General features: G+C 72.7%; 15 protein-coding genes. 11 read left to right on the top strand and 4 right to left on the bottom strand.

What is annotated here, in order from left to right:
* The first annotated feature begins 17 nt into the window (after nt 1-17).
* The 9 genes from ACIBAG_RS10055 (at nt 18) to ACIBAG_RS10015 (ending at nt 10,156) form a co-directional block, all read left to right on the top strand.
* Nucleotides 18-761 carry a class I SAM-dependent methyltransferase gene (locus ACIBAG_RS10055; protein ID WP_399103020.1) on the top strand — a complete coding sequence of 248 codons (744 nt, stop codon included), beginning with the start codon at nt 18-20 and terminating at the stop codon, nt 759-761.
* Nucleotides 758-5,185 (top strand): alpha-(1->3)-arabinofuranosyltransferase family protein, encoded by a 4,428-nt coding sequence (locus ACIBAG_RS10050; RefSeq protein ID WP_399103018.1) that lies wholly within the window; start codon nt 758-760, stop codon nt 5,183-5,185. Before ACIBAG_RS10055 ends, ACIBAG_RS10050 begins: the two co-directional genes overlap by 4 nt.
* Nucleotides 5,182-6,588: a condensation protein gene (locus ACIBAG_RS10045; protein WP_399103015.1), complete on the top strand. Its 1,407-nt coding sequence runs from the start codon at nt 5,182-5,184 to the stop codon at nt 6,586-6,588. Before ACIBAG_RS10050 ends, ACIBAG_RS10045 begins: the two co-directional genes overlap by 4 nt.
* The gene (locus ACIBAG_RS10040; RefSeq protein ID WP_399103013.1) at nt 6,585-7,325 is read left to right on the top strand and encodes a class I SAM-dependent methyltransferase; all 741 of its coding nucleotides are present in this window, start codon (nt 6,585-6,587) and stop codon (nt 7,323-7,325) included. Before ACIBAG_RS10045 ends, ACIBAG_RS10040 begins: the two co-directional genes overlap by 4 nt.
* Before the next feature lie 23 nt (nt 7,326-7,348).
* Nucleotides 7,349-8,263 (top strand): hypothetical protein, encoded by a 915-nt coding sequence (locus tag ACIBAG_RS10035; RefSeq protein ID WP_399103311.1) that lies wholly within the window; start codon nt 7,349-7,351, stop codon nt 8,261-8,263.
* Nucleotides 8,260-8,469 (top strand): Trm112 family protein, encoded by a 210-nt coding sequence (locus tag ACIBAG_RS10030; protein ID WP_399103010.1) that lies wholly within the window; start codon nt 8,260-8,262, stop codon nt 8,467-8,469. The genes ACIBAG_RS10035 and ACIBAG_RS10030 overlap by 4 nt, the downstream gene beginning before the upstream one ends.
* Entirely contained in the window at nt 8,466-9,269 is an 804-nt protein-coding gene (locus ACIBAG_RS10025; protein WP_399103008.1) for an FkbM family methyltransferase, read from the top strand. Before ACIBAG_RS10030 ends, ACIBAG_RS10025 begins: the two co-directional genes overlap by 4 nt.
* Nucleotides 9,235-9,834 carry a hypothetical protein gene (locus ACIBAG_RS10020; RefSeq protein ID WP_399103004.1) on the top strand — a complete coding sequence of 200 codons (600 nt, stop codon included), beginning with the start codon at nt 9,235-9,237 and terminating at the stop codon, nt 9,832-9,834. The genes ACIBAG_RS10025 and ACIBAG_RS10020 overlap by 35 nt, the downstream gene beginning before the upstream one ends.
* A 61-nt stretch (nt 9,835-9,895) precedes the next feature.
* Nucleotides 9,896-10,156 carry a hypothetical protein gene (locus tag ACIBAG_RS10015; protein WP_031476115.1) on the top strand — a complete coding sequence of 87 codons (261 nt, stop codon included), beginning with the start codon at nt 9,896-9,898 and terminating at the stop codon, nt 10,154-10,156.
* A 12-nt stretch (nt 10,157-10,168) separates the two neighbouring features.
* Here the strand turns inward: ACIBAG_RS10015 and ACIBAG_RS10010 are convergent, their stop codons facing one another.
* Nucleotides 10,169-11,050, bottom strand: coding sequence for a RimK family alpha-L-glutamate ligase (locus ACIBAG_RS10010; RefSeq protein WP_399103002.1), 882 nt, complete (start codon nt 11,048-11,050; stop codon nt 10,169-10,171).
* A 132-nt stretch (nt 11,051-11,182) separates the two neighbouring features.
* On the opposite strand from ACIBAG_RS10010, the gene ACIBAG_RS10005 reads away from it, so the two are divergent.
* Both ACIBAG_RS10005 and ACIBAG_RS10000 read left to right on the top strand, forming a co-directional pair.
* Nucleotides 11,183-12,253, top strand: a complete 1,071-nt coding sequence (locus ACIBAG_RS10005) for a MerR family transcriptional regulator (RefSeq protein WP_399103000.1) — start codon at nt 11,183-11,185, stop codon at nt 12,251-12,253.
* A gap of 43 nt (nt 12,254-12,296) precedes the next feature.
* Nucleotides 12,297-13,388, top strand: coding sequence for a S1 RNA-binding domain-containing protein (locus ACIBAG_RS10000; RefSeq protein WP_399102998.1), 1,092 nt, complete (start codon nt 12,297-12,299; stop codon nt 13,386-13,388).
* Nucleotides 13,389-13,432: 44 nt separating this feature from the next.
* On the opposite strand, the gene ACIBAG_RS09995 is transcribed toward ACIBAG_RS10000, so the two are convergent.
* The 3 genes from ACIBAG_RS09995 to ACIBAG_RS09985 form a co-directional block, all read right to left on the bottom strand.
* Nucleotides 13,433-14,650 carry an acyltransferase family protein gene (locus ACIBAG_RS09995; protein ID WP_399102995.1) on the bottom strand — a complete coding sequence of 406 codons (1,218 nt, stop codon included), beginning with the start codon at nt 14,648-14,650 and terminating at the stop codon, nt 13,433-13,435.
* Nucleotides 14,647-16,998: a glycosyltransferase gene (locus ACIBAG_RS09990; RefSeq protein ID WP_399102993.1), complete on the bottom strand. Its 2,352-nt coding sequence runs from the start codon at nt 16,996-16,998 to the stop codon at nt 14,647-14,649. Before ACIBAG_RS09990 ends, ACIBAG_RS09995 begins: the two co-directional genes overlap by 4 nt.
* A gap of 167 nt (nt 16,999-17,165) precedes the next feature.
* Entirely contained in the window at nt 17,166-17,891 is a 726-nt protein-coding gene (locus tag ACIBAG_RS09985) for a FadR/GntR family transcriptional regulator (RefSeq protein ID WP_399102991.1), read from the bottom strand.
* Nucleotides 17,892-17,914: the final 23 nt, after the last annotated feature.

The following is a 17,914-nucleotide window of genomic DNA, read 5'->3' as shown; positions in this document are numbered from 1 at the left end:
CGCGCCCCTACAGGGACATGCCCGCACCCGGGACCGTCAGGGACCCTTCCTTTCGGCGGTCGGTTGCTCTCTTTCGTGCGTTCATGCATGAGCAGGACGATCCCCACGCCTGCTACTCGCTTCTCGCGCGTGATGCCGCTGATCAGGTCGAGGCGTACGGCGGGGACTTAGCCGGACGTACCGTCGTGGACATCGGCGGTGGCAGTGGGTACTTCACCGAGGAGTTTCGGCGGCGTGGGGCGTATGCCTATCTCTTCGAGCCGGACATAGAGGAAATCGGCGAGAAGCCTCCCGACGGAACCGTCGTCGCCGACGGATACCTGCTGCCCCTGCAGGACGGTGTCGCCGACGTCGCCTTCTCCTCCAATGTGCTCGAGCATGTCGCCGACCCGCAGACATTCATCAGTGAGCTCGCGCGGGTCACCCGGCCCGGTGGGCTGATCTACGTGTCGTTCACCAACTGGCTGTCCCCGTGGGGCGGTCACGAGTGGGCGCCCTGGCACTACTTCGGGGCCGAGCGGGCCCGTGCCCGTTATCGGCGGCGTACCGGACGGGACGCCAAGCACACCCTCGGCGAGAACCTCTTCGCCGTGCACATCGGCGCCACCCTGCGGCAGGTCCGTGCCCGTGACGACGTCGAGATCGTCTCGGCACGCTCCCGCTACTGGCCGTTCCTCGCGGAGACGGTCGTGAAGGCGCCCGGCATACGCGAGTTCGCCACCTGGAACCTCCTCCTCATCCTCAGGCGGTGTCCACCATGACGACGACCACGGTCCAGGCTCCTCCCCCGGCAGCCGTGCCCACCTCCGCGCCCGCCTCGGGGCCGCCGGAAGGTCCGCGCTCGCGGCGCTGGCTGCTGGGGTTCTGGGCCGTGGTGTTCGTGCTGTTGCTGGCGGTGCAGCCGGGGCGGCAGACCTTCGACACCAAGCTGGGTGTGACCGTCGATCCGGGGCAGTTCTTCGCCGATCTCGGCCAGTTGTGGCAGGACGAGGGCAGCTTCGGCGGGATCCAGAACCAGTACTCGGGCTATCTGTGGCCGATGCTGCCCTTCTACTGGCTGGCCGATGCCGTACGGCTGCCGGTGTGGCTCGCGGAGCGGTTGTGGCTGTCGCTGATCGTGTCGGTCGCCTTCTGGGGTGCGCTGCGGCTGGCCGAGCGGCTGCGGGTGGGCAGCGGTGGGTCGCGGCTGGTGGCCGCGGTCGGCTATGCGCTCTGGCCCGTCTTCACCATCGTCGTCGGGTCCACGTCCGCCGCCGCGCTGCCGGGCGCGTTCCTGCCGTGGGTGCTGCTGCCGCTGACCGATGAGCGGTACGCGGCGCGGGTCGCCGCGCTGCGGTCGGCACTGGTCATCCCCTTCATGGGCGGTGTCAATGCCGCCTCCACGCTGGCCTCGCTGCTTCCCGTCGGGCTCTATCTGCTGTCCCGGCCTCCCGGGCCACGGCAGCGGAAGCTGATCGCGTGGTGGGTGCCGGGGGTCGTGCTGGCGACCGGCTGGTGGGTGATCCCGCTGCTGCTGCTCGGTACGTACGGCGAGAACTTCCTCCCGTACGTGGAGAGTTCGCAGACCACGACCGAGACCATGGCGGCGACCGAGGCGCTGCGCGGGGCCGGGAACTGGGTCGCCTATCTGCACTTCGGGGACGCCTGGCTGCCGGCCGGCTGGACCGTCGCCGCGTCCGCCGTCGTGATCGTCTGCTCGGCGCTCGCGGCCGGGCTGGGGCTCGCGGGTCTTGCGCGGCGGGACATGCCGGAGCGGCGGTGGCTGGTGCTGACCGTGGTGACGGTCGCGCTGATCCTGCTCGCGGGGTACGGCGGGGCGTTCGGCGCGCCCTTCCACGGGGTTGTGCAGGACTGGCTGGATGGTGGGCTGGTTCCCTTCAGGAACATCTACAAGTTCCAGACGGGGCTCGCCCTGGCGCTGATGCTGGGCCTCGCCCATCTGGTGGGCGTGGCGGCCGAGGCGCGCGGGGCTCGGCCGGTGCGGGGGCGGCGGTTCGCCCCGCTGATCGCGGCCGTGCTGGTGCTGCCGGGACTGATGTGGCCGTACCTCAACGGCTCGATCCTCAACCCGGGTTCGTTCAAGGAGATCCCCAAGTACTGGCAGGCCACGGCCGACTGGATGGAGAAGTACTCCCCGGACGCCCGTGCCCTCGTCGTCCCCGCGACCGCGCACGGCATCTACACCTGGGGCTCGACCATCGACCAGCCCCTCGACGTCGTGGCCGACTCGCGCTGGGCACAGCGGGACTACGTCCCCTTCGGCACCCCCGGCAACCGGCGCGCCATGGACGCCGTCGAGCAGGCGCTGACGAGCGGCGGACAGGTGCCGGGGCTCGCCGACTACCTGAGCCGGGCCGGCATCTACTACGTCGTCGTCCGCAACGACCTCGACCCCGATCAGATCGGCCAGGTCCCCACGACGACCGTGAAGCGGACCCTGGAACAGTCCGGGTACGAGCGGGTGACGGGCCTCGGGCCGGTGATGACCGTCGGGACGATCCGCCCGGACACCCCGCTGCAGGTGGAGGGGCTGTATCCGCGGCAGCGGGCGGTGGAGATCTACCAGCCGGTGAGCCAGGACGTGCCGCGCCCCCACCAGGCGGGGCTGCAGCCGGTCGCCGACACGGCCGTCGTCTCCGGCGGTCCGGAGGCGCTGCTGCCGCTGGCGTCCGAACTGCGGGGCCGGGCAAGCGTGCTGACCGGTGACAACCATCCCGGGGTGGGCTCGCCGCCGGTGCAGGTGGTCGGCGACGGGCTGCGGCGCGCGGACACCCGGTTCGGGCTGGTCAACGCCAACACGTCGTACACGTACACCGAGAATGAGCGCAACGCGCCGGACGCCGCCCAGGACGCGGGCGAGAAGCCGCACCAGATCCTGCCGATGACCGGCGTCGACCACCAGACGGTGGCCGAGCTGCGCGGTGCGCGGTCGGTGACGGCGTCGTCGTACGGCAGCTGGCTCTTCCACCTCCCGCAGTTCGACCCGGTGAACGCCTTCGACGGCAACCCGGACACCGCGTGGACCGAGGGCGCGGAGGGTTCGCCGGACGGGGAGTGGCTGCGGATCGCGTTCGCGGGCGGCTCGTACGACATGCCGTCGTCGTTCAAGGTCTCGCCGCTGCCGCAGGAGGGCGTGCGGGAGGCGCCGACGCGGGTCCGGGTGGAGACGGAGAAGGGGTCGGTGAGCTCCTTCCTGCGGCCCGACGGCTCGGCTCAGACGGTCAAGGCGCCCGCGGGCGGGACCGGTTGGATGAAGCTGACGATCACGGACTCGGTGTCCCGGCGGGCCGGTCTGACCGGGGCCGGCTTCTCCGAGATCGATCTGCCGGACGTGCAGGTGACCCGGCTGCTGCGGCTGCCCACCGACGCCAAGGGGTCCGGTGCGGCCGCCGAGATCGTCTCGCTGTCCCGTACGGCCGACCCCACCGGGTTGTCCCCGACGGGTACGGAAGCCGGACTGCACCGGCGCTTCACCACGTCCACGGCGGGGACGTACGAGATCCGGGCGAGCGCGATGCCGGTGCCGGGCGAGAAGCTGGACGAGCTGCTGTACAAGGTGGCGCCCGAGCAGCGGAACCAGATCGTCGCCACCGCCGACTCCACGGCACGGCTGGGCGCGGGACTGTCGCCGCGCAACCTCACCGACGGCGACCTGACCACGGCGTGGATCGCGGGCGACCGGCCCACGATCCACCTGCGCTGGCCCGGAAAGCAGGCGGTGGGGGAGGTCGTGCTGGCGCCGGCCGGCGGTCTGTCCACGCGTCCGTCCGAGGTCCACATCAGCTCCCCGGACGGCGCGGCGATCGCGGGCGTCGACGAGAACGGCGTGGTCCGCTTCCCGCCGATCACCACCGACCGCCTGGACATCACGATCACCAAGACGGCACCGCTCACCCTCTACAACCCGATGGTGGGCGAGGACCTGCAACTGCCCGTGGGCCTGACCGAGGCCTACATCCCGGCCCTCGACCAGTACCGGACCCCGCAGCCGAGGGAGACCCGGCCGTTCTCGCTGCCGTGCGGCGAGGGGCCGGTGGTGTCGGTGGACGGGGAGCTGTACGAGACGAGCGTGCGGGGGACCGTACGGGATCTCATGGAGCGGCGGCGGGTCGATGTGACGCTGTGTCAGCGAGGCCGCGAGGACGCCGAGTTGCAGCTCTCCGCCGATGATCATTCGGTCGAGGCCGGGGACGCCGGGCCCCTCGCGCTCACCGACGTGACGCTGACCCGCGGCACGGTCGCCGACGCCTCGGCCGCCACGCGTGAGCTGGGGATACGGGACTGGCTCGGCGACCGGCGCGCGGTGACCGTCGGGGCGGGGACGGCGAGCTACCTGACGATGTACGAGAACTTCAACGACGGCTGGCGTGCCACGCTGAACGGCGAGGAGCTGACGCCGGTACGGCTGGACGGCTGGCAGCAGGGCTGGCGGATCCCGGCGGGCGAAGGCGGCACCGTCGAGCTGTCGTACGAGCCGGCGGTGACGTACGAGGGCGGGCTGATCGGCAGCGCGGTCGCGGTCGCGCTGCTGGCCGGGCTGGTGCTGTGGCGCCGGCGGGCCCCGAACCCCGACGAGCCGCAGGCCGCTGCGCCGTTGCCGGGGCTGTGGCTGGGCACGGTGGCCGTGACGGTGGTGGGGGTGCTCATCGCCGGGTGGTTCGCGCTGCTGGTGCCCGTGCTGGCGGTGGTGGCCCGGCTCAGGCATGCGCTGCTGGTGCCGGTCGCGTTCGTGGCACTGGCGGGGGCGGGGGTCGTCGCGGCGGTGGGGGCCGGGGAGCCGGTGGGCGCGGAGGAGGGCGCCTTCGGTCCGGTGGCTCAACTGCTCGCGCTGATCGGGCTGTTCGCGGGCGTGGTGAGTGTGCGGGAGCGGGAGGGGACGGTCGGGGTGCCGACCGCAGGGCCCGGGCCGGAGGCACCGACCCGGCCGTTGCCGCAGCGGGTGCGTGGGCGGAGCCCGCTGGGCGCAGAGACCGGCGAGCCCGCCCAGCCCGGCGGTGCGGCAGCTCGTCGACCCGACCGACCCGCCTCGGGGCCGACCGTTTCCGCACGCGGACCCGGCGGGCCGGACCCGGATCCACCGACCGCGCGTATCGCACCTGCCGCGCCGCAGAAACCGCGGTTCCGGGCCACCGGCCCCGAGGACGCGCCGGCGTCCGACGACACCGGGAAGGGCGAAGCCACATGACCGCACTGCAGCAGCCGGCACGCGCCGACGGTCCGCTTCGGCCGCCGGTTCGTGTGCCGTTTCCCGTCGTGGACGAGGTCGCCCGGCACTGCCTCCAGGAGGAGGAGCCGGAGACGGTGCACATCGAGGTGCATCTGCCGGGGCGGCTGGATGCGGGGCGACTGCGTACGGCCTTCACGGAGGCGTTGCGGCGGCATCCGCGGATCCTGATGCGGGAGGCGCCGGGGCGGTGGTACCGGCGGCGGTACGAGTGGGAGCTGACGGCGGAGCCGGATGTGGAGGTGGTGGGGTTTCCGGTGCCGGGGAGGGATGCGTTGCGGGAGGCGCGGACGCGGGCGCTGACCGAGGCGCCGCCGTTGTCCCTTTCGCCGCCGATTCGGTTGGAGGTGGTGGAGGGGGCGGGGCCTGTCGAAGGGAGCGAGGCTACGGATGCCGTTGGCGCCCCACCCCGCGAGCGCGGGCAAGGGAACTCACCCGCCCACAGCAACGCCGGTCACCGGCAAGGCACGGTGCTGTTCCTGACCATCAACCACACCGCCCTCGACGGCCCCGCCTGTCTGCGCGTCCTGGCCACCGCGGCCGAGCTCTACGGCGGCAAGGACAACTCACCCGCGGCCGCGCCCACTCGTACGACGGAGACCCACCCGCAACCCGAAGCGATCCCCTCCAACTGGTCACCCCCCGCGCGGGTGGCGCCCGGCACCCCCGAGACCTCCCCCGGCAACGGCATGCTCGTCACCGAGCTCCCGCTCCCGCACCGTCCCAAGGGCTCCCCGTACACGGTCAACGACCAGCTGATGGTCACCACCGCCCTGACCATCGCCCACTGGAACAGAGAACACGGCGCCCGCCCCCGCCCGCTGCGCATCACGATGCCCGTGGACGACCGCCCCCGCGACGCCACCATGCCGATCGGCAACGGCACCCGGCTGGTCGAAGTCCCCTTCGCGCCCGAGGAGTTGGCAGCGCACGACCCGACGCACATGCCGGCCCTCCTGCACCGCACGGCCACCCGTACCCGCGCCCTCAAGTCCCTCCCCCGCCCCCAGCTCGGCCACGGCGCCTCGCTCCTCACCGCCCCCTGGGCGCCCGTCGCCGTCCGAGCGGCCCTCACCCGGGGCCTGCGCAGAGCCGTCGCGCCCTGGACCTCGACAACTCTGCTCAGCAACATCGGCCGTATCCCGTACCCGCTGGACTTCGGCGAGGAGGCGGGGCGGGCGCACGCCGTGTGGTTCTCGGCGCCCGCCCGGATGCCGCGCGGGCTGACCGTCACGACCGCCTCCACGGCGGGTCGGCTGCACCTCGCCCTGCGCTGGTCCAGGGCCCTGCTCAGCCACGGTGACGGTGCCCATCTCAGGGACCTGTTCGAGCACTACCTGCACACCACGGAGGTGACCCCGTGACGACCTCCCGGGCGACGACCGTGAAACCCCCCGAACTGCGCGACTTCTACGAGAACCCCGCCGTACCCGTCGCATCCGGCACCCCCCGCAGCCGCCGCCAGGCCCGCATACTGGCCGACGCTCTCGGGCCCGCCTCACCACCACGGACGATCCTCGACCTAGGGTGCGGCGACGGAACCGCGGCCGCCACCGCCGCCCCCTTCCTCCCCGGCCACCGCATCGTCGGCATCGACTGGTCCCAGGACGCCCTGCGCCGGGCCCGCACCCGGATCCCGTACGCCATCCGCGGTGAACTCACCGACGGCGGACTGCCCTTCAGGTCCGCCTCCGCCGACGCCGTGCTGTTCAGCGAGGTGATCGAGCACCTCGTCGACCCGGACGCCGCGCTGGACGAGATCCGCCGGGTGCTGCGTCCCGGCGGCCATCTCATGCTCTCCACGCCGAACCTGGCCGCCTGGTACAACCGCGGCCTGCTGCTGGCCGGGGTGCAGCCGGTGTTCTCGGAGGTCAGCCTGCGGGCGATCCACGGACGGCCGGGGCGGGAGGTGGTGGGGCATCTGCGGCTCTACACCGCCCGTGCGCTGCGGGAGTTCGTGGCCGCGTCGGGTTTCCAGGTCGTGCGGCTGGCGGGCGCTCCTTTCCACGGCGTACCGCGCGCCCTGCGCCCGCTCGACCGGCTGGCCTGCGCCAGGCCCTCGCTCGCGTCGATCCTGCTGCTGCACGCCCGGCGGACGTAGGGGGCGTGACCATGTGGTGGGGAGTGGCCGCGGCCCTGATGGCGAACACCCTGTACAGCCTCGGCTTCGTACTGGAGAAACGGGCGCTCACCTCACTTCCGCAGGTGAGCATCCGGCAGCCCGCCCGGCTGCTGCGGCTGGTGCTCGGCAGCCCGCTGTGGATCGGCGGCTCGCTCTCCCTCGCCGCCGGGTTCGCCGCCCAGCTCGTCGTCTACCGCACCCTGCCGATCGCCGCCGCGCAGGGCATCTTCGTCTCCGGGCTGGTGCTGCTCGTGCTGCTGTCGGCGCGGCTGCTGGGCGAGGAGACCAGCGGGCGGGAGCGGTACGCGCTCGGCGCGATCCTCGCCGCGCTGCTGATGGTGGTGCTGTCGCTGCGGGAAGGCTCGGAGACCGTGAGCCAGGCCGCGCCGTACCCGCTGATCCTGCTGGTGTGCGTGCCGTCGCTGGCGGCGGGCGTGTGGCTGTACCACTCCGCCGAGCGCAGGACCCGGCACCGCCACCGGCTGCCGACGACCGGCGTCGAGTACGGCGTCGCGGTGGGGCTGCTGTACGGGGTGAGCTCGCTGGCGATCAAGGGGGTGTCGAGCCATCTGACGACGAGCGGGATCGGCGGCGCGCTGCTGGACGTGCTGCGCTCCCCGTATCCGTATCTGCTCCTCTTCACCGGCGCGTTCGGGCTGGTCATGTCGCAGGCGGCGCTGCAGCGCTGCCGGGCCTCGCTGATCGTGCCGGTGTGCACGACGGTGACCTGCGTCTATACGGCCGTGCTCGGCACGCTGTCGTTCGGCGAGGCGCTGCCCGAGGACCCGCTGCGGCTGGCGCTGCGGGTCGCGGGTACGGCGCTCGCCATCGCCGTACTGCTGTCGATGCCGCGGCACGACCCGTCGGCACGTTCTCCGCAACCCCCCATAGGTGCCAAGGAGTTGACACCACCATGAAACCCGACGACCCGTTGCTGCAGATCCTGGCGTGCCCGCTCGACAAGGGGCCCCTGCACCTCGTCGTACCGGATGACGCGCTGTACAACCCACGCCTGCACCGCCGCTACCCCATCGTCGACGGCATCCCGCAGCTGCTGCCGGCCTCCGGGGAGCAGGTCTCCGACGACGAACACGAGGAACTCCTCAAGCGGATGACCCCATGACTGTGACCGCGAGCATCGCCCCGCTGCTGCCCACCCGCCTGGTCGCCGCCGTCGCCCGGGCCGTGTACCCGCGCTTCGAGCCGGAGCTGGCCCGGCTGGCGGAGCTGTGTCCCGCCGGGTGCGGGACGGCCGTGGACGTCGGCGGCTGGTACGGCCCGTGGACGCGCCGGCTGTCACGACGGGCCCGCCGGGTGGTGACCGTGGAACCGGTCCCCCATCTGGCGCGGCTCCTGTCGGCGACGACTCCGCCCAACGTCCGGGTCGTACAGGCCGCGGCGGCCGAGCGGCCCGGCGCGGCCCGGCTCTGGCTGCCGCCGCACGACGCGGGCGACCGGGGGGTGTCCTCCCTGGTCCGCCGGGACATCCACGCCAAGGCGCTGCCGGTCAGCTGTGTCACCCTCGACGAACTCGGCCTCAAGGACGTCGGGTTCGTCAAGGTCGACGTGGACGGCAGCGAGCTGGCGGTGCTGCGCGGCGCGACCGGCATCCTGGCCCGCGACCGGCCCGCCCTGTTCATCGAGCTGGAGTCGCGTATCCAGCCGATCGGGCCGGTGGTGACGTATCTGTCGCTGCTCGGCTACGAGGGCTGGGTCCTGCCCGGCCGTGACTGGGTTCCCCTGTCCCGCTTCCCGCTGGAGGCACACCAGGCCGAGGCCTGCCATGTCGTCACGCGGGGCCTGCTACGCCGTGTGCTGCCGTTCCGGGGTCCGCGGTACGTCAACTCCGTCCTCTTCCTCCCCGACGGCCGCCGCCCGATCGGCGACCATGGAGCGCATGCCCTCCGCGAAGCGCCCCGCTAGCCCGTTCACCGCGCTCGACTTCCAGCTGGTGCTGCTGCGCCGCATGGCCGACCACAACCCGGATCTGGTGGAGGACGCCCGGCGTGAACTGGGCGTCTCCCTCGCCGAGATGCGCGAGGCGAACAAGCGGTGGCAGGCGATGATCCGCTCGCCTCGAGCACGCGCGGCCGCCCCCCGGTACCGCTCCGTCCTGGGCCCGCCCGAGTCGGTCATCACCCGCAAGGTCGGCGACCTGGACTGCGAGGCCTGGCTGTGGCCGCTCCCCCTCTGGCCCGACCTGCGCTTCGAGGTGCTGCTCGCCCCGAACGGCGCGGTGTGGAACGAGTGGCTGGTCCGCGCCCCGGGCGCCGAACCCCCGCCCCTGCACACCCTCGCCGACCTCACCCCCTGGTCCTGCACGGTCGACGAGGCCGCCCGCGCCTTCGCCCCCGCCCGACCGCTGGAGGGCACGGCTCCGACGCGGTGGGGGCTGGCGTTCACGGCGCCGGACGGGGAAGGGGTGCGGCGGGAGGTGGTGGCCGAGTTCACGTGGGGGTTGCTGCAGCGGGTGGCGGTCAGCGGCTGAACCACGCGCCTGGGCACCCGCGCCGCACGCTGAGTGGCACCCGCGTGCGATCGTTCGGCCCATGAGTAGCGACTACGACCGCATCCGCACCGGCATCGAGTTCATGACCGCCTACGTGTCCGGGAACGAGCTTCTGGCGGCATACGTGGCAGAGCGTCGCCGCGAGGACCCGTCGGCGGCCGAGGCCCTGATGGACGGCACCGCAGCCCTGTGCGCACTGCTGCTCCGCAAGATCGCCCGGGAGACCGGGAAGCCCGAGCACGAGATTCTGCAGGAGCTGGCCCGCGGCACGCACCGGCACGAGCAGCAGTTCGGCGACTGACCCGGAGCCGCGCTACGCCGCCGCCTCCAGGATCGCGTCCCTGACCGCCGGCACCGAATACGGATGCAGCGACAGGAACAGGTTCGGCTCGACGAGCTCCAGCTCCATCACCCGCGGCTCCCCGTCCGGCCCGTCCTCCCCGTCGACGAGGTCCACGCGCGCGTACAGCAGCTCGGCAGCCTCCGGTACGGCGGCCAACGCGCGCTCGGCGACGTCGAGTTCGCTCGGGATCGGGGTCCAGGGCTCCAGACCTGGGTGGGCGACCTTGTGCTCGTCGTACGGCGTCCCGGGGGTGAGCACGGCGCCCTTGCGGCTGGCGTGCAGCAGGCGGCCGCCGTAGAACTGCAGGGCCCTCTCCCCGCTGACGTCGATGCCCTGCACATACGGCTGCACCATCGCGGTGAACCCCTCCGCGTGCATCCGCCCGAGCTGCCGTACCGCCGTGTCGTGCTCGTCGGGCTTGTACCGGGCGGCGAACCGGGCGCCCGCCCCCGAGGTGGGCTTGACGACGTACTCGTGGTCGACGGGGAGGCCGTCCACACCGTCACCGGGAGCGATGTACCGGGTGGGCACGACGGGCACCCCGGCCTCGGCGAGATCGCCGAGGTAGCGCTTGTCGGCGTTCCACCGCACCACCTCCGCCGGGTTGGCGAGCCGGGTCGCCTTGCCGCACCGCTCCGCCCACGCCAGGAACTCCGCCGCCCGCCAGCTGTAGTCCCAGGTGGAGCGGATCACGGCGAGATCGTACCCACCCCAGTCGACGTCCTCGTCGTCCCAGTACACGGCGTCGGCCTCGGCCCCGGCTTCCGCCAGCGCCCGCAGCAGCACGGGCAGGTCACGGTCGACGCTGATCTCGGGGCCGGGGCGGCAGGTGACGAGGGCTATGCGGGGCACGGCGGGTTCCTCCCGGATCGGACGGTTGTGCGATGCGCAGGCTAGCAACCGCGTCGGGAACCGGGACAGGCCGCTTGACCTTCACCTTTGGTGAAGCCACAGCATCGGTGCGAGGAACCGGAGGGGAGCCGGATGCGCGAGGACATGCTGACGATCGGGGCCTTCGCCAAGGCCTGCCGCCTGTCGCCGAAGGCACTGCGGCTGTACGACGAGCTGGACCTGCTGAGGCCCAGCCGCGTCGACCCGGACACCGGGTACCGGTACTACGCCGTCGGGCAGTTGGAGCAGGCCCGGCTGGTGGCGTGGCTGCGGCGGCTGGGGATGCCGCTGGCCCGCATCCGTCAGGTGTGCGCACTGACCCCCGCCGAGGCCGCCCGCGAGATCCGCGCCTACTGGGCGCGGGTCGAGACGGAGACGGCCGCACGGCGGGATCTCGCCGAGTTCCTCGTACGGCACATGTCCGCGACACCGAGGAAGGACACCACCATGCTGGAACTCCGCTACTCCGCCCACTCGGACCGGGGCCGAGTCCGCCCCGCCAACCAGGACACCGCCTACGCGGGCTCCCGGTTGCTCGCCGTGGCCGACGGGTGCGGTCCCGCGGGCTCGTCGGCGAGCAGCGCGGCGGTGGAGGCGCTGCGCTTCCTGGACACCGACGAGCTCCCGGCGGGCAACGTCCTGAACCTGCTGGAGGACGCGGTGCAGGGCGCGACGCAGGCGGTCCGGGACGCGGCGGACGGCGCCGGGGAGGACACCGGCACGACCCTGACGGCTCTGCTGTGGACGGGCTCGCGGCTGGCGCTGGTCCACATCGGCGACTCCCGCGCCTATCTGCTGCGCGACGGCGCCCTGTTCCGCATCACCGACGACCACACGGTGGTCCAGTCGCTGATCGACGAGGGCCGGCTGACCCCGGAAGAGGCCACGACCCACCCCCAGCGCATGCTGCTCCTCAAGGCCCTCTCCCCGACCACCCCCGCGACCCCCGACCTCCGCCTCCAGGACGCCGAACCCGGCGACCGCTACCTGCTGTGCTCCGACGGCCTCTCCCGCGTCGTCCCCGACGCCGCGATCCGCCGGCTCCTCACCTCCACCCCGGCCCCCGACACGGCCGTCCACGCGCTGATCGCCGCGGCGAACGAGGCCGGCGGTCCGGACAACGTCAGCTGCGTGGTGGCGGACGTGGTGGAGGCGGCGGCCTGACGGAAGCGGCGGCCGCACGGGTTCGTACGGCAGGATCGGCGGCATGTCGATCTCCGGAACGGACGCGTACGCCAAGGAAGTTCACCTCCCCCCGCTCGTCGAGCGAGCCCTCGCCGCGGCCCGCGCCCACGGCTTCGCCCACTCCTGCCGCCCGGAACAGGGCCGCCTGCTGTACGCCCTGGCCGGTGGCGCCGACCGGCTGATCGGAGAGACCGGCACGGGCTGCGGAGTGGGGCTGGCCTGGCTCGCGGAGGGGGCCGGGGCGGGCGTACGGCTCGTCGGCGTGGAGCGGGACCCGGAGCGCGCCCGGGTCGCCGCGGAGGTGTTCGCCGGGCGGCCCGAGGTGGAGGTGCTGTGCGGCGACTGGCGGCGGATCGAGGAGCGGGGGCCGTACGACCTGCTGGTGCTGGACGGCGGCGGTACGGCGAAGACCGAGGACGACAGCCCCGCCGATCCGGCCCGGCTCCTCGCCCCGATCGGCCGACTGGTGATCGACGACTTCACCCCGGCCGCCGACTGGCCGCCGCTGCACGAGGGGGACGTGGACCGGGCCCGGCTGCACTGGCTGCGGCATTCCGCGCTGGAGATGGTCGAGATCCCGCTCGCCGAGGACCTCGCCACACTGGTGGGCACCAGGCGCCGGATCGCCGGGGCCGAGACGTCGTGGCGGGGCTTCGAGCAGGGGCAGGTCGTGCGAGGGGTCGTCAGCCGTATCGAGAGCTTCGGGGTGTTCGTGGACCTCGACGGCACCGAGGGGTTCATCACCGCCCCCGAACTCTCCCGCCACCACTTCGACTCCTTCGACGAAATCGTCCACGTCGGCCAGGAGATCACCGCCGAGGTCCTCGCCTTCGAACTGTTCCGGCCGCAGGTACGGCTGTCACTCGCGGCCCTCGCACCGGATCCGCTGGCGGAGTTCGCGCGGAACGCGGGGCTGGGCCGGGTCGTCCGGGGTCCCGTGACCAAGGTGGTCCCGTTCGGCGTGTTCGTACGCGTCGTCGAGGGCATCGAGGGGCTGGTGCACCGCGACGCGCTCGGCGACTCGGGGTTGCCTGACGCCGGTGACGAGATGTCCGTCGAGGTCACCGGCATCAATCTCCGACTGCGCCGGGTGACCCTGACGCCGCTGCCCTGACCCGGAGGAGGGCGGGCAGCGGCGCTGAAAGGTCGCCGAGCGGGTCACCGCACCGCAGGCTCAGCCTCCTGCCGCGGCTCCGGCTCCGGCTCCGGCTCCGGATAGAACTGCCGTGGCCGTCCCTTCTTGTCCCGCAGCCCCGTCAGCAAACTCCCCGGATACTCCACCGCCCAGTAGCTGACCGTCGCCACCAGCACCCCACCCGCGACCACGAACAGCACCGCCAGCGGGAACCCCGCCTGGGAGCGGGGCAGAGCTCCGGTGTCGTACAGGAGCAACATCAGCGGCTCGTGCCAGACGTAGAGGCTGTAGCTGACGAGGCCCACGCCGGTCAGCCAACCCGAGCGCAGCAGAGCGTGCCAGCGGGGGCCGGCCGCCCCACGGACGTGGAGGGTGGCGTAGAGAAGGGCGAACCAGAGGACGGCGGCGAGGGGGTGGTAGTAGGTGTGCCAGGTGTTCTCCGGGGCGGAGAAGTACGACAACGCGTACAGGCCGGCCGCCGCGGTCACCGCCATAGCCGTCGCCCGACTCGCACCGACCCGACCCCGCTCGCCCAGCGCCACCAGCAGCACCGCCAACAACATCCCCGCCGCGAAGCCGCCGAAGCGAGCCTGGGGCCCGAAGTACACGGGCCAGTTGGTGTGCGGGATGCCGAGCGCGTGGTGGGCGACGGCGATCCAGGCGAGCGGGGCCAGGTAGAGCGCCGCGCAGCCCGTCGCGCACAGAGCCACGCGTGCTCGGCGGGTGCGCAGGCGGCGGCAGGCACGGATCGCCAGGGGGCCCACGGCGACCAGGGTGAGGTAGAACGCGATCTCCAGGGAGAGCGACCAGGTCGGTCCCAGGGTGTAGAAGATGCGCTGCTGGTCGAAGACGTGCGTGAACGTGAGGTGTTCCAGCAGGTCGCGCCAGTCGCCGGGGAGGGACGGGTTGCGCAGGGACCAGACGACGAGGACCGCCAGGAAGTAGAGCGGCAGGATGCGCGTCGCCCGGCGGAAGAGGAAGTCCCCCGCCGGGCGGGTCCGGTCCTCGCCGTCGATCGCGGCCCGGGCGTAGGAGAGTGTCAGCAGGTACGCCGACATGACGAAGAACAGGTCGATGACCTCCAGGGAGATCAGCGCCCCGAGGTAGGGGTTGTCGATCGGCGGGCGGGCGCCCTGTGCGTCGTACACGTAGTACTGCTGCCAGACGTGGAAGACGACCGTGCTGAGGGCGGCCAGGCCCCGGAAGCCCTGGAGTTCGAGCCGGCGGTTGCCGCTGCTCATTCCTGCCCCACCGCCTTCGCCGCCGCCGTGCGGGGGGTGATCCGCCAACGGCGGTCTCCCAGCAGTTCCTTGAGGTGTGACTGGCGGGCGACGATGTTCTTGAAGTGGGTGTAGAAGACGGTCGACACCATTGCGTGGCGCCAGAACCAGCCGCGTTTGCCGCGTAGTTCGGGGAGGGCGAGCCGGCCCGCGAACGCCGTCTGTACCAGGCCGGCCGAGAGGGTGAAGGCGAAGGCGAGCAGGCAGGCCGGGGTGGCCCAGTCGATACGGTCCGCGCCGCCCGCGCGGACCGCCGAGTGGAGCAGGATCGGCAGGATCTGGAGCGACAGCCACGGCTGCACCTCGCGCCAGCCCAACAGGACCAGGAGGCCGGCCTTCTGACGTCGTGTGAAGGACGCCGACCGGAGCGCCTGCCCCAGGTGCCGCAGCGACACCTGAAGCCAGCCCTGTGCCCACCGTGATCGCTGGTTCCACAGGGGTTTGAGACGGGTGGGCGCCAGCTCGCGGGAGATCAGCGTCCGGTCGGTGGCGATGCGCGCGCCCTCCCGCAACGCGCGTAGCGTCGAGTCGATGTCCTCCGTCAGCATCGAGCCGTGCATCCGGGTGCGGGCCAGGAGGTCGGTGCGCCAGAAGCCGTTGGAGCCGCCGAAGATGCCGAAGCCGTACAGGCGGGTCCGGCCCGGGTGGCTGACGGCGTAGATCGCCTCGAACTCGGCGGCCACCTGGCGGGCCACCCAGGAGCTGTCGCCGTTGCGGATCACGCAGTGGCCCTGGACGACGTCGTAGCCGTTCGAGAGCCAGTCCCAGGCGTGGCGGAAGGCGTCCGGCGCGGGGTGGTGGTCGGCGTCGAAGATGCCGACGAACTCGCCGCGCACGCGCGTGACGGCGGCGTTGATGTTCTGCGCCTTGGAGGTGCTGCCGGGCACCGGAAGCAGTACCAACCGCCGGTCGCGGCGGGCGATTTCGCGCAGGGTGTCCTCGACCGGCAGCGCGTGGGGCGTGTTGTAGGCGAGGACGATCTCCAGGTCGTTCGGGTAGTCGAGGCGCAGGAAGGACTCGACCGTGTCGACGATCGTCGCGGCCTCGTTCGGCAGATACGCCGCGATGACCGCGCTCGCCGGTGGGTACGGCTGGGCGGGCGCGGCGGGCCGGGTGGGCGCGTCGAGCGAGAAGAGGCATTCGAGGAGGATCAGCGCGGCGGAGAGGACGAGTCCGGCCACCACGACCCAGTAGACCGCCGACGCCATGTCCCAGCCCAGCACCGCGTACGTCTGCTCGTACAGCGCGAACGGCACGCCCACGCCGATGAGCAGCGCGAGCAGCGGGGAGAGGGCGAGGAGGAGGGGGCGTACGACCTTCTTCGCGCGGCGGCGCGGCGCGGTGGCCCGCATCCACGGCTCGTAGCGGACGGGGCGCAGGTCGCGGTGGCGCAGCGCCTCGGCGACGGCGTCGCCCGCCCGCTCGACCGCGCGGCCGTCGGCGTCCGCGAGGGGGAGCCAGCCGACGGCCGGGGTCAGCCGTACGTTCTCGTCGGCGACGACGAACCGGGTGCCGGCCACCGCGGTGGCGAAGTCCGTCAGTGCGCGCCGGGCCGTCTCCTCGTCGACGCCGGGCATGAGGACGAGCAGCCGGCCCTCCTCGTCCCGGCCGAGCCGGTCGCTGCCGGCGCCGAGCCGCTCGGCGACACCGGCGAGACGTTCGGCGACCTCACGGCGCACCCGCGCCCCGAACCGTTCCTCCAGCGCGTCCGCCTCGGCCACGGCGACCACCGCGAGGACGCCTTCGCGGCGTCCGGGGCGGCGCAGTTCACGGTCGAGTTCGGCGCGGAAGTGGGGTGCGGAGTAGAGGCCGGTGCGGGGGTCCTGGGGCAGCCGGTCGACGGGGACCGGGACGCGGTGGAGCTTGGCGTCGATCCGGGCGGACAGTTCGACCGGGTCGGCGGCCTCGGGCAGACAGTCGTCGGCTCCGCTGCGCAACAGGCGGGCGACACCGGCGGGTTCACGGTCGGCGGTGAGCATGACGAGGGGCAGGACCTGGCCCTGGGGTGCCGTGCGTATCTCCCGTACGACGGCTACCGCCTGCTCCAGGCCGCCGTGCCCGTCGAGGGCGACGATCGCGTCGGGCGGGGTCCGCTGGACGCTGGGGCCCACTTCGCCCGGGGCGGCGTGGGTGACCGCGTAGCCCGTGGATTCGAGGGTGCGGGTGAGCCGTTCACGTCGGGGGCCGGGGGTGCCGACCGCGAGGACGTGGCCTTGAGGTAAACCCTCGTGGCCCTGTGGCGGCCCGTCGGTCGGCGGGCAGGCGGGAGTGTTCCGGGGCGCGGGTGCGCGCCTCAGTTCGGTGTGCATGTATGTGGGTCCAATCCTGTTCGGATGTGGGGGGAGGACCTTTTGCCGGTACGTAGCCTCGCCACGTGCTGTGACACCACACCTGCGCGGTTGTAAAACCTTGATTGCCGTTACGTGCCCATACCAAGGAAATGGGGGAATCGCGTGACCGAGTGTGAGAACAGCGGTCAGCGTGGAACCGGCGGCTGGCGTTCTCCGTCCGGCTCCCAGTCCAGCAACCGCACCTTCGCCACCGTACGGACGTGGCGGCGCATCGCGGCGGCCGCCTGAGCGGGGCGGGCCGCCTCGATCGCGTCGAGGATGGCCTGGTGCTGGGCGAGGGAGCGGGCGGGGCGGTGGGGCTGGCGGAGAGATTCGGTGCGGCTCTCGGCGATCTGGCCGGCGATCGAGCGCATGAACTCGGCGAGGATGCTGCTGTGCGCGGCGGCGGTGACGGCGGCGTGGAAGAGGCGGTCGCCCTCGACGCCGTGGCCGCCCTCCTCGATCTCCTTCGCCATGTGCGCGAGGGCCGAGCGCATCGCCGCGAGGTCGTCGTCCGTGCGGCGCTCCGCGGCCAGTTCGGCGAGCTTCGTCTCCAGGGCCTCCCGTGCCTCCAGGACGTCCGGGAGGCGCCGACGGCGCTCGACCATCCGCTCCACCGGCTCCACGTCGAGGTTGTCCCGCACTAGGTACGTGCCGCCCCCGTGCCGCACCTCCACCAGGCCCTGCACCTCCAGGACCACGATCGCCTGCTTCACCGAGGCCCGGCTGACCCCCAGCCGCTGGGCCAGGTCGCGTTCGGTCGGGAGCCGGTCCCCGGCGCCGAGGCCGCCCTCGGCGACGTAGGCGCGCAGCCGGTCGAGCACCTGCTCGTAGAGGCGCTGCCTGGTCATGGGGCGCAGGGCGTCGGTCACGGGGTCCCCCTCTCGCCGGGAGC

Source organism: Streptomyces sp. NPDC051243, assembly GCF_044455405.1.
Classification (GTDB): Bacteria; Actinomycetota; Actinomycetes; order Streptomycetales; family Streptomycetaceae; genus Streptomyces.
The sequence above is the reverse complement of the archived record's forward strand: the minus strand, read 5'-3'. Positions and strand labels throughout refer to the sequence as shown.